Here is a 16086-nt window from a genome sequence, read left to right as displayed (position 1 = left end):
AGAGACATCGCTCGCATCGAAAGCTAGTCATTTCGGCTTTTGCCGACGACGCCTCGCCCAACGCGATCGAGGCCAGGGTCTACCGGCGGATCGGTGGAATGAGCCGCCTGACGAGCGCGACGAGATCGGCCTGTCGCGAGACACCCATCCTGGGGAAGATATTCTCCCGATCGTATCTGGCCGTCGCCTGGCTGACTTGGAGAGCCGTAGCAGCCTCGCTCAGGCTTTGAGCTATCCAGCCCGTCACTCGACTATGGGGGTGCGTATGAGTGAGGAATCGATTCTTTGTCGGGGAGCCGTAGGATCGGAAGAAGAGAAACGCTATTTCAAATCTTTGACCCAATACGCCCAAGGCTCCAGCTTGCCGTCGCTGGCTGCTGAAAAGGCAGTTCCCTTCCGGGCCTGCGCGCGCGCTTCTCGTGGAGAAGTCCCGAACTGCTTCTGATAGGCGAGCGAAAAACTGCGATAGTGATTGAACCCATGCGCTTCGGCAATGTCCTCGATTGATTGCCCGTTTCGCGCGGAGCGCTTTAGGCTTGCGTGAACCAGGGACAGACGCTTGCGCCTGACATAGGCGGCGGCGCCGCCGTAAGATTCGAACAGACGGCCGAGATTTCGCCGCGTCATGCCGAATTGATTGGCAATCGTTTCGGGGCTCAAATCGCGCTCGTGAATGTGAGTGTCGATATACTTGCATATCCGCTCGGTCATCGCCATGCGGACGCTGCCAAGTTGCTCGTCTCTTGTCGTGCCGTTGATGGCCGCTGCAGCCAGATRCACGGTGGCGGGTATGATCGCTTCGGCCTGTTCCAGCGACATGTCAGGCAAACGTGCGTGCAGGTTGGTGAGGTGGTCTTTCAGGAGCGCCGCCAGAGGATCGGCTGACGGCAGCCGGTGCAGATTGTGCTCGTCCGGCGCCTGGAGATGACGCGCCAGCAGATTGCGCGGCAGGACGAGGGTGAGCAATTCATTGTCTCCCCCGTGCATGTATAGCGGCTGCGCCATATCGCAGACGAGGATATCACCGGGACTGACCAACACTCCGCCGCCGTGCGGGGCGCTCCAACCCTTGCGAAGAACCAGCAGGTGGAAGCTGTCCGTGCCGTCATGCCCGATGCACGCGCGGGACCGACTCCAAGGCTGAGCCGGTCCTTTGAACGTGCCGATGAGCGCGCTTTCGAGATGCCAGAAGTCCACGCGCACGTCGAAAGTTTCTGGAATTAGCTTCGGCGCCCGCAAGTCGTAAAGCGACCCCACATGGTCCTGCCAAAGAGCAACGGCCTGCTTGCCGGGCAAGCCTCGCGTATCGAGCGCGGAATGCGCCACTGTTGTTTTGGCGGACTCCATCAAAGGTCTATCCCGAGCACGCCGAAACATGAAGTTGGAGGCGAATCCGAAACTGACTCAGCACGGCTGGATTATAGAGCGGGAAACGCGACCCGTAGCGAAACAGCAGCCGCCCGCAATCCATACCGGACGACAACAGCCACCCTTCGGCTGCTTGCCCCCCTTTTTCGCTGCCAGGCCCCATCGCTTACCCGTGCGACCGAATTGCCCAATGATCCCATGCACGCTAGTGGGAGTGGCCGCGGCCGTCAACGCAATGTCATTCTAGCTCTGGTCACCGGACTGCAACGGTCAGCTCGGCTGCCCACAGTCGGCTGCCCGCCGGCATAAGCGCACATCCACCGTCAGGCGATGGCCTGGACAGTTCAAATGCAATGTGAGCCTGCAGTTTCTCCGGCGTTATCGGTTCCCGATTTTTCCTATTTTATTTCCCGATTTTTCCTATTTGGGAGCGCCGCGTTATTTGGTCTGTTCAGACCCCCGATACTTCTCCAAACATTGCCTGAACTGTCTCCGCGTCTCAATTTTTCGGAGCCGCTGCGGCTTTCAGGATAGCAATTTGGAGGGCTGCGACGAAAGTCGAGAGGGTTTCGGCGGCCCGAGAATCCTATGCGGAACACGCCAGTGGAGGCTCTCATGGAGGGGGACGCTCCCGGCGGACTATCCGGCGGAATGGAGCGATCGCCTAGGGTGGATAGCTATGCCGAAGGCACTTCGCATCCGACGTAGTCAAAATTGGAACCCGGGGCGGCAACGATGGAAATTCCACGACGGACCGACGCGTTATTGGGTCGATTCCATTCCTTGAGGCACGAGAGACGATGAGAGCCTTCGCCGGTTTGAAGCGGGTCGGCGCCCTCTTCATGGTGCTGATCGTTAGCGGACTGGGCACGGCGCTGCCCGCCCGGGCGGCGGACGTGGAAGGCAGTTCCGATCACCCGCTGATCGGGCGCTACGACGGCTCCGAGATCGTCGGCTACAAGACGACGGAATTCGACGAGGCAAACCTTGTCGAAGCTCCCTTTTCGCCGACGAGCACCAATGGCGGCAAGGGCTTCAAGACGGTCGAGGGTCACATCACGCTCATCTACTACACGCTGCCGCAAGGCCGTTCGACGCTCGAGGTGCTCCGCAACTACGAGGAAGGCCTGAAGGCGAAGGGCTTCTCGGAGGTCTTCACCTGCGCCACCAAGAACGGCTCCTGCTTCGAATCCGGCCAGCCCGAGGACGGATATCTGCTTGGCCAGGCTGTCGGCGATCCGCTCAGCCTGCCGAAGCTTTCGGACGACTACGTGCACAACTGGTTCCAGGCAGGAGGGCGCTACCTTCTCGCCCGGCTCGACCGCCCGGAGGGCGCGGTATACGCAGCCCTCTATCTCGGCGAAAGCAGCAGCGGCAACGTCGCCGTCGTCCGGGTCGTCGAGACGAAGGAGATGGAGACCGGCAAGATCCGGGTGGTCACTGCAAAGGAGATCGGCTCGGCGCTCTCCGAAACCGGAAAGATTGCGATCTACGGGATATTGTTCGACTTCGACAAGGACGTCATCAAACCTGAGTCCAAGCCGACGCTGGACGAGATCGCGCAGCTGCTGGCGTCGGAGCCGGATCTGAAGCTGCGTGTCGTCGGCCACACCGACAACCAAGGCGGCGCAGACTACAATCTCGATCTGTCCCGGCGGCGCGCCGCCAGCGTCGTTGCGGCGCTCGTCTCCCAATATGGCATCGCCGCCGATCGCCTCGGCTCGGACGGTGCTGGCATGACGCAACCGATCGCATCCAACGACACCGAAGAAGGGCGCGCCAAGAACCGCCGCGTCGAACTGCAACGAGACGATCTGGGCGGTGGTGCCTCCGGCGGAAGCGGCGGCGTTCCGGCCAACTCGGGCAACGCCGGTTAGGCAGGACAAGGCACGTGGCACAAGGCGAGGAGGACCGTCAATGGCTACAAAAGAATGCCGGACCGGGGCCGGTGGATTGCGGCTCCTTCTCCTTGGCATAGCTATGCTGCTTATCTTGGACTCGCCGGCTTCGGCTGGTTCGAATGTCGACTTCGTGCCGGGGGCAGGCTCAAGCACCGGCAATAAGCTCAAGACGCTCAGGCCGGCCGGCGGCGATGACGCCGGGGGAGGCGGCACGCCTCAAACACCGGCGGATATGGGTGGCATGCCGCCTATGCAGCTGGCGGATGGAACCTGCGGCGATGGCAACGCAATGGCGACGGTGGTGATCAACCAGCCGGGCCTCGACAAGCTCAACGTGCGCAGCGGTCCCGGCGGCCAGGTGGTTGGCACGGTGCCGGAAGGCGACACGGTCTCTGTGGTCGGCCCGTGCGGTGCGATCAGCGGGGCGGCCGGCTTCGCCAAGCCGAAGACGCAGCAAGGCGGAGGCGCCGGTGGTTGGTGCCAGATCAGCGCGCCGGTGCACGGTTGCGTGTCGTCCCAGTTCCTTGCGTTCGGTGGCGACACCGGCCTGCCCGGGGGTGCGGCCGGCTTCGCGAAGTCGAAGAGCAAGCCGCAGGTGTCCGCGTCAGCGACGGCGAGCTTCGGTGGAAGCTGGAGCGCCAATGCCGGCAACGTCGCTTACACGCTCTCGCTCAAGCAGAACGGCAACGGCGTCTCCGGCCGTTACCAGGGCGACGACGGCAGCGCCGGCAGGATCAACGGCCAGGTGAGCGGCAATGTGCTCCGCTTCTCATGGGTCCAGAAGGACGGCACCCGCGGGAGCGGCAGGTTCGTGCTCGCCGGCGACGGCCAGTCCTTCGAGGGCAGTTACAACTTCTCCAGCAACCCCGATGCTGTCGAGGGCAGCTGGAACGGGATGCGGCAATGATCGCGGGGACCTGATGTTTTAGTCGGACGCAGCTTCAGCAGGTACCCGAAGGAGTTGAGCCATGTCTTTCGAGCGAACGGCGCGCCGCTTGTGGGGGCTTCTAGCGGTATTGACCCTGATTTCTCTTCCCCGGCCAGACGCGGCGCACGCCAGCGACTGCACATCATTCTCGGGCGTCTGTGTGGATGAGCGGCTGACGTTCAACGGGAACTCACGTATCCTCGAGATTACCCTGTGGCCAGATGGAAATACTGACGTCTTTAACGTAATCGTGCCCGGACAACCCCAGACGGAATGGAAAACTGGCTCAGTCCTGAGGCTGGCGGTTCAGCCGGATGGCACGGTGACCTATTCGGCACAGGGTTGCTACGGCGGCAAATATGGGCTCTCGTCGAGTTGCGGGAATTGGCSCCAGGTCACGCGGCGATTCCCGCCCCTCCATTCGGCCAGCACCGGCGGAAGCGGGGGGGACTCGACTGCCGAAACGGGTGTCGATCGACCGGGACACGACTACGACCGGTTCGATTTGGAGGCCACAATCGCAGGCTTCGGACCCTGCAAGTCGGCGTGCGAATCCGATGCAAACTGCAAAGCTTGGACTTACGTCAAGCCCGGCGTTCAGGGTCCGAAACCGATATGCTGGCTGAAATCGGCAGTGYCGCCGCCAACGCCGAACGGCTGTTGCGTCTCGGGTGCGAAGGCAGAGACAGCCTCGGCACCTCCACCRCCAGYCGTGCCGGAGWAGCCCGTCAAGCACACTGGCAGAGGCAGCGCGTGTGTCGCCTATAGCGATCGCATGTCCGCCATTGCCGGCGAGGCGCGCGGTCTTGGCTGCAAATTCGTCCAGATCGCCCCCTGGAACAATCCCCACGACTATTGGCTGCAGCGATGCGCGGCGCATTCCGGTGACGGTGTCGCCGATTCCGAAGAGGCTACGTTCAAGCAGCGATTGAATGACTGTAGGACCGGCGGTGGGGGTAGCGCCGCTGCGGCAGGTGGGGGTGGTGACCGGGCCGATAACTCCTGCGGCGGGGGGGCGGCCACGGTGGTGATCAACCAACCGGGGCTGGATAAGCTCAACGTGCGCAATGGTCCCGATGGCCAGGTGACCGGCACGGTTCCGGAAGGCGAGACTGTGTCGGTGACCGGTCCGTGCGGCGCGACCGGCGCTGCAGGCATCATCGCAAACAAGCAAAGCGGCGGCGATGGCGGCTGGTGCCGGATCAGCGCGCCGGTGTCCGGCTGCGTCTCTGCCCGGTTCCTGAAGTTCGGCGGCGGAGCAGCCGGGTTCGCCAAGAGCGCGGCGGGATTCGCCAAGACGAAGGGAGAGCAGGCATCGGCGTCTCCAGCGGCCGGCTTCGGCGGAAGCTGGGCCGCCAGCGCCGACAACGTCGCCTACGACCTCTCGCTGCAGCAGAACGGCAACGGCGTCTCCGGCCGCTACCAGGGCAATGACGGCAGCGCCGGGCAAATCACCGGCAAGGTGACCGGCAACGTGCTGCGCTTCTCCTGGGTCCAAAAGGACGGCACCAGAGGCAGCGGCAAGTTCACGCTCTCGGGTGACGGTCAGTCATTCGCAGGCAGCTACAATTTCGRCAACAACCCCGATGCCGTGGAGGGCTCCTGGAATGGGACGCGGCAATAGGCAAGGGAGCGCAGGAGCATGACAGGTTCCACCATCTGCCGATTGCTGCCACCATTGATAATGTTTGGTRTTCTCCTGCTGCCGGACGTCACGCTGGCCGCCGCCCTCAAGCTCACATGTGGGCGCGCCGACGTCATGAACCCTAAGTGGAGTTTGCCGATGACGTTTGCCTATCCAGGCGGCGACGCCGGCCCGGTTACGGTCACCGGACCTTTCGGCGAGTTTTCGATCGCTGTTAAGCGCTCGTCCATGTCAATCCAGGGTGAGGCCGGCGAGGCTCTGGACGGCACCGCCAACGTTCGCGTCAAGCTGCCAACTCTCGCCGATCTTGAAGCATGCATCGAGCAAACCCGCGATCCGGCGTCGAAGCCGGACGACAAYGATGCCTTCCTCAACGCGCGCGATGCGTGCCTACAGAAGCTCGCCCCGGCGCCGGAGGGCGCCGATGTCGTAGCGGGACTGAGGATCGGATTRCTCGCTGACAAAGGCGATACGAGCGGCGAGGACGGCTTTGTGGATCTCAGGCTCAGATACGAGGGGGAAAGTCGGGCGCCAGACGGTGCGATGACTGTCGAGCCTCTTCCAGCTCAATGCCTTTTGGAAAAGTGACGCGATCTGGAGAAGAGGTCCGAGTAGCCTTCCAACCGGAGTTCGCCGCGACGACAAACAACCAAAATCGCCGGGTGGACGAGGTCGCCCCCAGATAGGTGCCGACAACAATGCACGATTTCAGCTGAGGTTATTAACACAACAATTCAAGCGATCTTGGAGTGTTTCATGCGCCTCATGTCAGTTCTGCGAACATCGATCGTCGGCCTTCTGGTCATGTCATGCGCGGCAATCGCCACCCCGGCGTCCGCTCGCGATCGTCCGGGAACGCCGACGGATCCGCAAATGGGCGAATCCAGGAATAAAAAGCAAGACGTGAAGGGGTGGCGCGAAACAATTGACGTTGGCCTGTTATGGAGAAATACGGCGGGGAAGGAATTTAAAATCGGCGGAACAGCCACCGAGCGACGCCCCGGATACTTTACAGAACTGGTCGGCTTCGAAGTTGAGATGACTAAAAATGGTAACAGGTATGCGCCGCCGTCGTCATCGATTGAGTGCCTAGAGAAGCAGGTAGCCTGTTGGTGCCCTACTTGTTTCGATTTCTACACGATATCTGCTCCGAACAACGAGGGTACAGTCAATAGAGTTGGCTTCAAGATCAGAGATGTAGACCCAAATACCAAATACTGCTTCAGAGTCAGGGCACGAAGGAAATCTGACCAGGTTGTTTCGGCGAATTGGTCGGGCACGTCCTGTATCACAACGGGATCGCCGGCTGCACCGCAGCTACCTCCGCCGCCAGATACCATTGGCCAGGCTTGTGAAGCCTACGCCAACAACATGGAGGGCATGGTTGGCGAGGGGCGCAGGCTGAACTGCGCCTTGGACGATTGGAATCAAGACCGGCTTCATTGGATTCAAAATTGTCGCGGGCTTAAAGCAGAACCTAAAAGCTTGGCCTCGAACGAGTCGGGCCTTAGAAGTATGCTCAATAAATGCGAACATCCCCCGCAGCCGCGTGGCTCCTGCGGCGGGGGGACGGCCACGGTGGTGATCAACCAGCCGGGGCTGGACAAGCTCAACGTCCGCAATGGTCCCGATGGCCAGGTGACCGGCACGGTGCCGGAAGGCGAGACTGTTTCGGTGACCGGTCCGTGCGGCGCGACCGGCGCTGCAGGCATCATCGCAAACAAGCAAAGCAGCGGTGGTGGCGGCTGGTGCCGGATCAGCGCGCCGGTGTCCGGCTGCGTCTCTGCCCAGTTTCTGAAGTTCGGCGGCGGGGCAGCCGTGTTCGCCAAGAGCGCGGCGGGATTCGCCAAGCCGAAGGGAAAGCAGGCATCGGCGTCTGCAACGGCCGGCTTCGGCGGACGCTGGGCTGCCAATGCGGACAATGTCGCCTATACGCTCGTGCTCAAGCAGAACGGAAGTTCCGTCAGCGGCAACTTCGACGGCAACGACGGCAGCACTGGCACCCTTGGCGGCAACATGCGGGGCAACGTGCTGCGGTTTTCCTGGRCCCAGCGCGACGGCACCAGAGGCAGCGGCAAGTTCGTGCTCGCCGACGACGGCCAGTCCTTCAACGGCACCTATAGCTTTGGCAACAACCCCGATGCCATCGAGGGCAGCTGGAACGGAACGCGGCAGTAGCCGCACAGCAAGGTGAGGTGGGAAGTCATGAGAACGCTCCAAGCCAGCGTGGTGGTGCTCTTCGTCTTCGCGCTTGCGAACTCATCTGGCCTTGCCAGAGGTTACGATGGYAGCCGCAATGACGACTGGCCGACGGTTGTCCCGGCCTCTTTGCTGCGACTGACGACGGCCGGATCGACGGCGGCCGGCACCGTTCGGGCAATCCAGGTGGCGTGGAATTGCCCGCCTGGCTACGTCGCCGGCCGGTATTACCGCTCCTGTGTGCTCGCGCGCAGACGGTCGCATCCGGCTTCGACACCGGGCGCAGAGCAGTTGTCCGGCGCAGCCGCCGCTAACCAAACATGCGCCGCGAAGGGCCTGGTGTTTGCAGGCGATATCACCATCGCCACGCGCGGGGGCACGTGCATGTGTCCGCCGGGCCTGAGGAGTTCGGTGATTAACAACTGGGCGTCTTCCCGCAACGAATGCTTCCCGTGACGGAGACTTCGAAATGTCAACCTTGAAAATCGCTCTGCCGCTCCTGGCGGCCCTGCTTGGTGTCGYTGTCGTCAACACCGCCGCGGAAGCGGTCACAACCGAAGGGCCGTACAGCACCCCGGTGGTCCGAGCCGCCACCTTCGGCTGCACCTTAAGCGACGGCCAGTTGATCTGCGGCAACCTCAAAAGGCATCGCCGGTCCGGCGGGCAGCAGGGCGATGACGAGGGTGGCGCAACCGAAGACGAGCCACCCTGCCTTCAGGGAGGCGCCGTAGGTCTGACCAAAACCCGCACGCCCTGCGACGCGCGGGCAAGCCAGAAGAACAAGAAGAAGAAAAAGGACGCCGGCGTGGGAAGCGAGGGCGAACGCTCGTGCCCGCCCGGCTATGTGGTCCTGAAGGAGAAGAACAAGTACGGTGCCTTCTGTGAGCCGAAAGAAGGATTCCCCGCAGACGCCGACCAAGACGGAGCGGGTCCTATACCCGCAGCGGTTCAAAAAGTTTGCTGCAACGCCCACGCTGATGGCGGCAATGGACCAATTATCTGCTCTCGCGATTCCACGCCGCCGGAGTCGGAGGCTGAGATTCGGCACACACTCAAAAGCCTCTTCCCAAAGGACACTACCACCTGCGCCCCCGAGTAAAGAGGCTACGATTCCTCGCGACCCAGGCCGCACCTTGGACGGAGAAATTCGAATGTTACTTTCAAGAACTGGCCTGCCGCTCCTGGGCGATCCTGCTWGGTACCGCTGTCGCCATCGCCGCCGAAGCGGTCGCCTCTGAGCGCTGTCGGCGATCCTGTTATTTTGTCTCTTTGGCGGAGGGTAGGGCGATGTGGGATTTCTCGGTCGGCAGATCCGTGGCGATCATGTTCAGGACTTGGCCGTTTATCCTTTTCCGCATGGTCGTGTATTTCGCCATGACGCTCGGCTATGTCGCGGGGGCGGGCACAGGCGCCGGCATCGGCTGGGGCGTCGGCCACATCTTCGCCGATGGAGGGCCCGAAGGAACAGCCTTCTACGGCGGCATCGCCGGCTTCGCGCTGGTTTCCATCGCTATCTACTGGATCCGCGAATACATTCTCTATGTGGTGAAGGCCGGCCATATCGCCGTCATGGTGCACCTGATCGACGGCCGCGATGTGCCGGGCGGCCAGAACCAGATCGCCTATGCCAAAGCAGTCGTCAGGCAGCGCTTCGCCGAGGCCAACATCCTCTTCGTTGTCGACCAGTTGGTGAAGGGCGCGATCCGCGCCGTCACCGGTCTGCTCGGCGGCATCGCCGCCTTCCTGCCCGGGCTGGACGGGCTGGTGCGCTTCGCCAATACGGTGATCCGCATCTCGTTGACCTATATCGATGAAATCATCCTGGGCTATAACATCCGCATCGACTCGGCCTCGCCGTTCGAGACGGCCCGGCAAGGCGTCGTGCTCTATGCCCAGAACGGCATGAAGATGGTCAAGAACGCCGTGTGGCTGGCGTTGATCCTGTGGGGCGCGACCTTCGTCATCTTCTTGCTCATGCTGGCGCCGGCAGGCGCGGTCGTCTACTTCATGCCGGGCCAGTTCAGCGGCTGGAGTTTCGTGCTGGYCATCGTCTTCGCTTGGGCGCTGAAGGCGGCTTTYGTGGAACCCTTCGCCATTGCCTCGCTGATGCAGGTCTATTTCAAGACGATCGAGGGCCAGGTGCCGAACCCGGAATGGGACTATAGGCTCTCCGAGGCGTCGCGCCAGTTCCGCGAGTTGAAAGCAAAGGCAATGTCGCATTTCGGCGGGAGTCCGGCAGGGCCAGCGGCGCAACCGAGCATATGAAAGGAATCATCGGAAGTGCCGCAACGCTCTCATGACCATCATGGAGTAAGGGAGCGCCCGATGCATCGCATATTGGATTTCGCCCGGAATCCGCGTCGCTCAATCAAATCAGCGATTTGGACGTGATCGCTGAGAATACGATTCAGCTGATGCTCAACGACGGATTCAACTGCATCGGCAGGCGCCATCCGTCGGAATTGCCCCGTCGGCCGTCAACGAACTGCTTTGAGGCATAGTACCGGTAGCGAACACCGCGCTTATTGGYATGCAAACGGGTAAGATCGTCCCGCCCGCAAGACAGATCCTGCGGGCGGGAAATTGACTCCTGCGACGGCCGGCCCCTATTCGGCGGCCAGCCGCAGTTCTGGTTTCGGTTCATGCGTCAAATCCTCAGGCGTCTCATCCGCAACCGGCTTGATCCGGAACCAAGCGGTGTAGAGAGCGGGGAGGAAGAGCAGGATCAGCACCGTGCCGACCGCCGTGCCGCCGATCAGCGTATAGGCCATCGATCCCCAGAAGACGGAGTGCGTGAGGGGGATGAAGGCCAGCACCGCGGCAAGCGCGGTCAGGATCACCGGCCTCGCACGCTGCACGGTAGCCTCGATGACGGCGTGATAGTCATCCAGGCCGGCTGCCTGGTTTTCCTTGATCTGTTCGGTCAGGATCAGCGTGTTGCGCATCAGGATGCCGGCCAGTCCTATCAGGCCCAGAATGGCGTTGAAGCCAAAGGGCTGGTTGAAGGCAAGCAGCATGGGCACGACGCCGACGAGGCCAAGCGGCGCCGTCAGCACGACCATGAACATCGTCGAKAAGGATCGCACCTGCAGCATGATGACGATCAGCATGGCGGCGATCATGGCCGGGAAGATCTTGCCCAATGYGGTGTTGGCCTTCTCAGCCTCCTCGATCGATCCGCCCATTTCGATGCGATAGCCGGCGGGAAGGGATGCGATCAGCGGCTGAAGGGCTTTCATGACCTGTTTGGAGACCTCCGGCGGCTGAGTCGCTTCGTTGATGTCGGAGCGGATCGTGATGACGGGCGTGCGGTCACRCCGCTTCAGGATCGGCTCTTCCAGGCGGATTTCGGAATGGCCGATCTGGTCGAGCGGAATCTGCCGGCCGTCCCGGCTCATCAGCGAAAAATCCGCCAGGCGCGATGGATCCAGCCGCTCCCCGCCGGCACTGCGCGCCACGATGGGGACATTGCGGATATCCTCGCGGACCTGCGTGACCGGAATGYCGGTGAGGAGGAATTGCAACTGCTGGRCCGCCTCGGCCGACGACAGGCCGATGAGGTTCAGGCGATCCTGGTCCGGGACGAAGCGAAGCACGGGCGTGCGATTGCCCCAGTCGCGGTTGGCCTGCCGCACGTCGGGGACGCCCCGCATGATGTCGAGGGCCTTCTCGGAGATGCTGTAGAGCTGCGCGGGATCAGGCCCCATGATCCGGAACTCGACCGGGAACGGCGTGTAGGGGCCGAATACGAGCTGCGTGACGCGGACATTGGCTTGCGGCGCGAGTCCCTGTGCCACCGCCTGCCGCAACCGATGCTTCAGCGCCTCGCGCGCCTCGGCGTTCGGGGTCAGCACGACGATCTTGGCGAAGGCCGGATCCGGCAACTCAGGCGCCATCGCGAAGAAGAAGCGCGGAGCGCCCTGACCGACATAGCTCGTGACGATCTTGGCTTCGGGCTGGCTGTCCAGCCAGCCCTCGAGCTTCTCGACCGTGGCGGTCGTCGTCTCGATGCTGGTGCCTTCCGGCAGGCGAACCTCGACAAGCACTTCCGGGCGGTCGGATGTCGGGAAGAACTGCTGCTTGACGGCACCCATGCCGACAACGGAAAGCGCGAAGGCGATGGCGACGATACCGGAGGTCACGAACTTGTGGCGCACGGCAAAGGTGATGAGCCGCCGCAGGCGCCGATAGTTCGGCGTGTCGTAGATCGCGTGGTGACCACCCTCGATCGGTTTGATCTCGGGCAGCATCTTGACGCCGAGATAGGGCGTGAAGACCACGGCGACGATCCAGGAGACGATGAGCGCGAATCCCACGACCCAGAAGATATTGCCGGCATATTCGCCTGCCGTCGAGCGCGCGAAGCCCACCGGCAGGAAGCCGGCGATCGTCACCAGCGTTCCCGACAGCATCGGCGCCGCGGTGTGGCTCCAGGCGTAGGCGGCCGCCCTGATGCGGTTCATGCCCTCTTCCATCTTCACCACCATCACCTCGATGGCGATGATGGCGTCGTCAACCAGAAGACCGAGCGCCAGGATGAGGGCGCCGAGCGTGATGCGGTCAAAGAACCGGCCGGTCTCCAGCATGATGAGGAACACGACGGCAAGCGTCAGGGGGACAGCAGCCGCCACGACGATGCCGACGCGCCAGCCGAGGCTGACGAGGCTGACCAGCAGCACGACGCCCAGCGCCATCGCGAACTTCAGCATGAACTCGTCGACTGCCGAGGTGATGTTGACGGCTTGATCCGTCACCTTGTCGAGCGTCATCCCGAGCGGCAGCGTCTTTGCGATGGCCGCCGTCCTGTCCTCCAGCGCCTTGCCGAGCGCGAGGCCATTCCAGCCCTCCTGCATCACGGCCGCGAGCATGATGGTGGGCTCGCCCTGGCGTCGGATGAGATAGGTGGGAGGATCCTCGTAGCCGCGGCGGACCTCGGCGACATCGGAAAGCTTCAGCGTCCGCCCCGCTGCGGCGATCGGCGTATCGGCGATCGCCTGGACGCTGTCATACGCACCATTGACCCTGATGAAAACCTGTGGCCCCTCAGTATCGATCGAGCCCGCCGGCGTGACGGTGTTTTGCCGCTGCAAGGCCCCAACGATATCCCGAGCCGACACGCCGAGCGTTGCCAGTTTGGCGTAGGAGAACTCGACGAAAATCTGTTCGGGACGTTCACCGAGTATGTTGATCTTCTTGACGCCCGGCACATGCAGGAGGTCCTGGCGGATCGCCTCGGYCTGCCTGGCCAGCTCGCRCATCGGCATGCCCTTGGCCTTGAGCGCATAGAGGGCGAAGCTCACGTCCGAATATTCGTCGTTGACGAAGGGGCCGTAGACGCCGGATGGCAGGTTGCGGGCTTCATCCCCGAGCTTCTTGCGGGCTTGGTAGAACTCTTCCTGCACGGCGGATGGCGGCGTGCTGTCCTTCAGCGTGACCGTCATATACGCATAGCCCGGACGCGTGGTCGTCTCCACCCGGTCGTACCAGGTCAGTTCCTGAAGCCGCTTCTCCAAAGGTTCGGCGACGAGGTCCTGCATCTCACGCGCCGTCGCGCCCGGCCAGGCCGTGGTGACCRTCAGGGTCTTGATGGTGAAGTTGGGATCCTCCGCCCTCCCGAGCATGACGAAGGCGTAGGCGCCGGCGGCCACCAACAGGAGGATGAAGAACAGGGTGACGGCGCGTTCRCGAACGGCGATCGCAGAAAGATTGAGGTTCATGGTCAGTTGCTCCCGCTTTCGGACGCAGCCCTGACGCGAGAGCCTTCCTGCAGGAGATGAGCGCCGAGCGAGACAAACCGATCGCTGGAGCTCAATCCGGAGATCACGGCGGATTCGCCGGTCACACGAACAAGCTTGACGGTTTGAAAGTGCACAGTCGACGTGGCGTTGTCCAAGACCCAAACGCCGGTCTTCTTCCCGTCGTCGAGCACTGCTCCCAGCGGCACCTGGACTTCCGGCTCGCTCGCCAGCGTTGCAAGCCGAATGGTTACCGTCGCGCCAAGCGGCGCGGCCGCTGCCTCACCGTCAAGCATATAGCGGGCCTCATAGGTGCGGGTCTGGGCATCGGCGGAGTTGGACAATTGCCGCAGATGTGCCGTATGGCGCTGCTCATCGCTCCCATATACGCTGGCGTCAGCCACTGAACCGATCGCCGGCCGGATCGTTTCGGGAAGTGCGACCACCGCTTCGCGAGGGCCGGCCTGGGCGACCCGGACCACAGTCTGGCCGGCGGAGACGACCTGACCCGGCTCGCCAAGCGTGTCGACCACCGTTCCATCGGCGTCCGCCAGCAGGACCGCGTAGGCCGCCTCGTTCTCCGCGACCTTCGCTTCCGCTTCGGCGGCGGAGAGCTGGGCCGTGGCGGTATCCAGAGCGGCCTTTGCCTGCTCGTAGCGCTGCCGGGGAACCCATCCATCTTTCAGCAGATTGGCGTATCGCCGTTCATCCGGTTCCGTCTGAGCGACGATCGCGCGCGCGGCGACAACGGCATTGCGCTTTGCCGTGAGCGCAAGGCGAAGGTCGGTGTCGTCGATCCGCATAAGCGGCTGACCGGCCTTTACCTGCTGGCCGACATTCACAAGCCGTTCGACGATCTTRCCGGGGACGCGGAAGCCGAGATTGCTCTCCACCCTCGCCCCAATAATGCCCGTGAAGCTGCGTTCGGAACCGTCCACCCGCGCCGCCGTCGCCAGCCTGACAATGGGCGGCTCCTGCCTCGGGTCGCTCGCAGCGGAAGCCTCCTGCGCGGGATTGGCAAATGTGGCGAATGCCGTCGCCCCTGACACCGCGATCGCTCCCGACACCGTGATCAGGATCGCGCCCACTATAATAACCGGTCTCTTTTTCATGCCCGTCGCCTCACGTAAAAATAGATTGCGTTCGCACTCTATATCGGATATAGATTACGAATGCAATCTAAAAAGGGAGATGATGATGCGCGTGAGTCGCATTCAAGCCGCGGAGAACCGCGAAACGGTGATCAACGTGGCAAGCCGCCTTTTTCGRGAGCATGGCTTCGACGGCATTGGCCTGAAGGACCTGATGAAGGGCGCCGGGCTGACCCAGGGCGCTTTTTACAAGCAATTCGCGTCGAAGGAGGATTTGGAGGCGCAGGCGTCCAGACGGGCGCTGGAGCACGCGTCTGATCGATGGTCGGCCGCGGCCGCGGCGGATCCCGAGGACCCGCTAGGTGCAGTGATCGCCTTCTACCTCAGCACAGGACATCGCGAAGAACGGATGGACGGCTGCCCGGTTGTGGCGCTCGGCTCGGATGCCGCTAGGCAAGGCAGCGACGTCAAAGCGGCATTCGAAGCCGGGATCAGGGACTATCTCGACCTGCTCGGTAGTTGGGTTGGCGAAGCCCGCGGCGAGGATGCCCGCGAAAAGGCCATGACCATTCTCTCGACAATGGTCGGCGCGGTCGTCCTCTCGCGCGCCGTCAATGACGAGCGGCTGTCGGAGCAGTTCCTGCAAGCGGCCGCCGAGACCGTACGAGTGGCATCGCGCACCGCGGATGCCCAGCCATGAGCGCACCAATGACGCCGGTTTCTGTGACGGGCGCGCGTAGMGCAGCCGGTTCAATCGCCGAATTGGCCGGCTGGTCCGGACTCGAGCTCGTCGCGGGACTGGCGGACGGGAGCATCCGCCGGCCGCCGATGGCGGAGATGCTGCCTTTCACCTTGCTTGCCCCAGAGGAGGGCAGGGTGGAGCTTCTTGCCACCCCCGAACCGCGCTTTTGCAACCTGACGAATACCGTCCACGGCGGCTGGATCATGACGATGCTCGACACCGTCATGGCGCTTGCCGCCCAGACGACGCTTTCGCCGGGCGAAACTTGTCCCTCACATGAAACCACGRCCAAGTTCGTGCGCCCGATCTTCGCCGATTCCGGCGAAATGCGCGTCATCGGTCATGTCGTGTCRCGCGGCCGGACCGTCATCACCTTGGAGGGCAGGATCGAGGACGCGCAAGGCAAGCTCTACGCCCATGGGACGTCCACATGTCTGATCGTGYGCAGGTAGCTGTAGGCCTGCCCGTTCGGCGTAA

General features: G+C 62.7%; 13 protein-coding genes and 1 pseudogene. 11 read left to right on the top strand and 3 right to left on the bottom strand.

Features of this window, described 5'->3' with window-relative positions:
* Positions 1–321: 321 nt before the first annotated feature.
* Positions 322–1347 carry a helix-turn-helix domain-containing protein gene (locus tag ORS3428_RS16975; protein WP_071099452.1) on the bottom strand — a complete coding sequence of 342 codons (1026 nt, stop codon included), beginning with the start codon at positions 1345–1347 and terminating at the stop codon, positions 322–324.
* Between the two features lie 821 nt (positions 1348–2168).
* Between ORS3428_RS16975 and ORS3428_RS16970 the strand changes: the two genes are divergently transcribed.
* The 9 genes and pseudogenes from ORS3428_RS16970 (at position 2169) to ORS3428_RS16940 (ending at position 10306) form a co-directional block, all read left to right on the top strand.
* The gene (locus ORS3428_RS16970) at positions 2169–3245 is read left to right on the top strand and encodes an OmpA family protein (RefSeq protein WP_071099451.1); all 1077 of its coding nucleotides are present in this window, start codon (positions 2169–2171) and stop codon (positions 3243–3245) included.
* 103 nt (positions 3246–3348) lie between these two features.
* On the top strand, positions 3349–4176 hold the full coding sequence (locus ORS3428_RS16965) for an SH3 domain-containing protein (protein WP_071099450.1): 828 nt from the start codon (positions 3349–3351) through the stop codon (positions 4174–4176).
* A 61-nt stretch (positions 4177–4237) separates the two neighbouring features.
* Positions 4238–4813: pseudogene (locus ORS3428_RS34425) on the top strand (PAN domain-containing protein); the annotation flags it as partial.
* Between the two features lie 159 nt (positions 4814–4972).
* On the top strand, positions 4973–5821 hold the full coding sequence (locus ORS3428_RS33995) for a hypothetical protein (RefSeq protein WP_244507990.1): 849 nt from the start codon (positions 4973–4975) through the stop codon (positions 5819–5821).
* 60 nt (positions 5822–5881) lie between these two features.
* Positions 5882–6430 carry a hypothetical protein gene (locus ORS3428_RS16955; RefSeq protein WP_071099448.1) on the top strand — a complete coding sequence of 183 codons (549 nt, stop codon included), beginning with the start codon at positions 5882–5884 and terminating at the stop codon, positions 6428–6430.
* A 990-nt stretch (positions 6431–7420) separates the two neighbouring features.
* A complete protein-coding gene (locus ORS3428_RS33540; protein WP_172833698.1) occupies positions 7421–8020 on the top strand; it encodes a hypothetical protein in 600 nt (199 codons plus the stop codon).
* 27 nt (positions 8021–8047) lie between these two features.
* On the top strand, positions 8048–8497 hold the full coding sequence (locus ORS3428_RS33055) for a hypothetical protein (RefSeq protein ID WP_131802907.1): 450 nt from the start codon (positions 8048–8050) through the stop codon (positions 8495–8497).
* A 13-nt stretch (positions 8498–8510) separates the two neighbouring features.
* Positions 8511–9140, top strand: coding sequence for a hypothetical protein (locus tag ORS3428_RS16945; RefSeq protein WP_071099446.1), 630 nt, complete (start codon positions 8511–8513; stop codon positions 9138–9140).
* 188 nt (positions 9141–9328) lie between these two features.
* A complete protein-coding gene (locus ORS3428_RS16940; protein ID WP_071099445.1) occupies positions 9329–10306 on the top strand; it encodes a hypothetical protein in 978 nt (325 codons plus the stop codon).
* 341 nt (positions 10307–10647) lie between these two features.
* Here the strand turns inward: ORS3428_RS16940 and ORS3428_RS16935 are convergent, their stop codons facing one another.
* Positions 10648–13758 carry an efflux RND transporter permease subunit gene (locus ORS3428_RS16935; RefSeq protein ID WP_071099444.1) on the bottom strand — a complete coding sequence of 1037 codons (3111 nt, stop codon included), beginning with the start codon at positions 13756–13758 and terminating at the stop codon, positions 10648–10650.
* Between the two features lie 2 nt (positions 13759–13760).
* Entirely contained in the window at positions 13761–14888 is a 1128-nt protein-coding gene (locus ORS3428_RS16930; RefSeq protein WP_071099443.1) for an efflux RND transporter periplasmic adaptor subunit, read from the bottom strand.
* Positions 14889–14973: 85 nt separating this feature from the next.
* Between ORS3428_RS16930 and ORS3428_RS16925 the strand changes: the two genes are divergently transcribed.
* Positions 14974–15567, top strand: a complete 594-nt coding sequence (locus ORS3428_RS16925) for a TetR/AcrR family transcriptional regulator (protein ID WP_071099495.1) — start codon at positions 14974–14976, stop codon at positions 15565–15567.
* Positions 15564–16061 carry a PaaI family thioesterase gene (locus tag ORS3428_RS16920; RefSeq protein WP_244507989.1) on the top strand — a complete coding sequence of 166 codons (498 nt, stop codon included), beginning with the start codon at positions 15564–15566 and terminating at the stop codon, positions 16059–16061. Before ORS3428_RS16925 ends, ORS3428_RS16920 begins: the two co-directional genes overlap by 4 nt.
* The last annotated feature ends 25 nt before the right edge of the window (positions 16062–16086 follow it).

This window comes from Mesorhizobium sp. ORS 3428 (assembly GCF_001854785.1).
Lineage (GTDB): Bacteria > Pseudomonadota > Alphaproteobacteria > Rhizobiales > Rhizobiaceae > Mesorhizobium.
This window is presented reverse-complemented; position numbering and strand designations above follow the sequence as displayed.

Bases quoted from the DNA above. Each gene is read 5' to 3' on its own strand.
- ORS3428_RS16970 (WP_071099451.1), top strand. From the start codon at position 2,169: ATGAGAGCCTTCGCCGGTTTGAAGCGGGTCGGCGCCCTCTTCATGGTG.
- ORS3428_RS16965 (WP_071099450.1), top strand. From the start codon at position 3,349: ATGCTGCTTATCTTGGACTCGCCGGCTTCGGCTGGTTCGAATGTCGAC.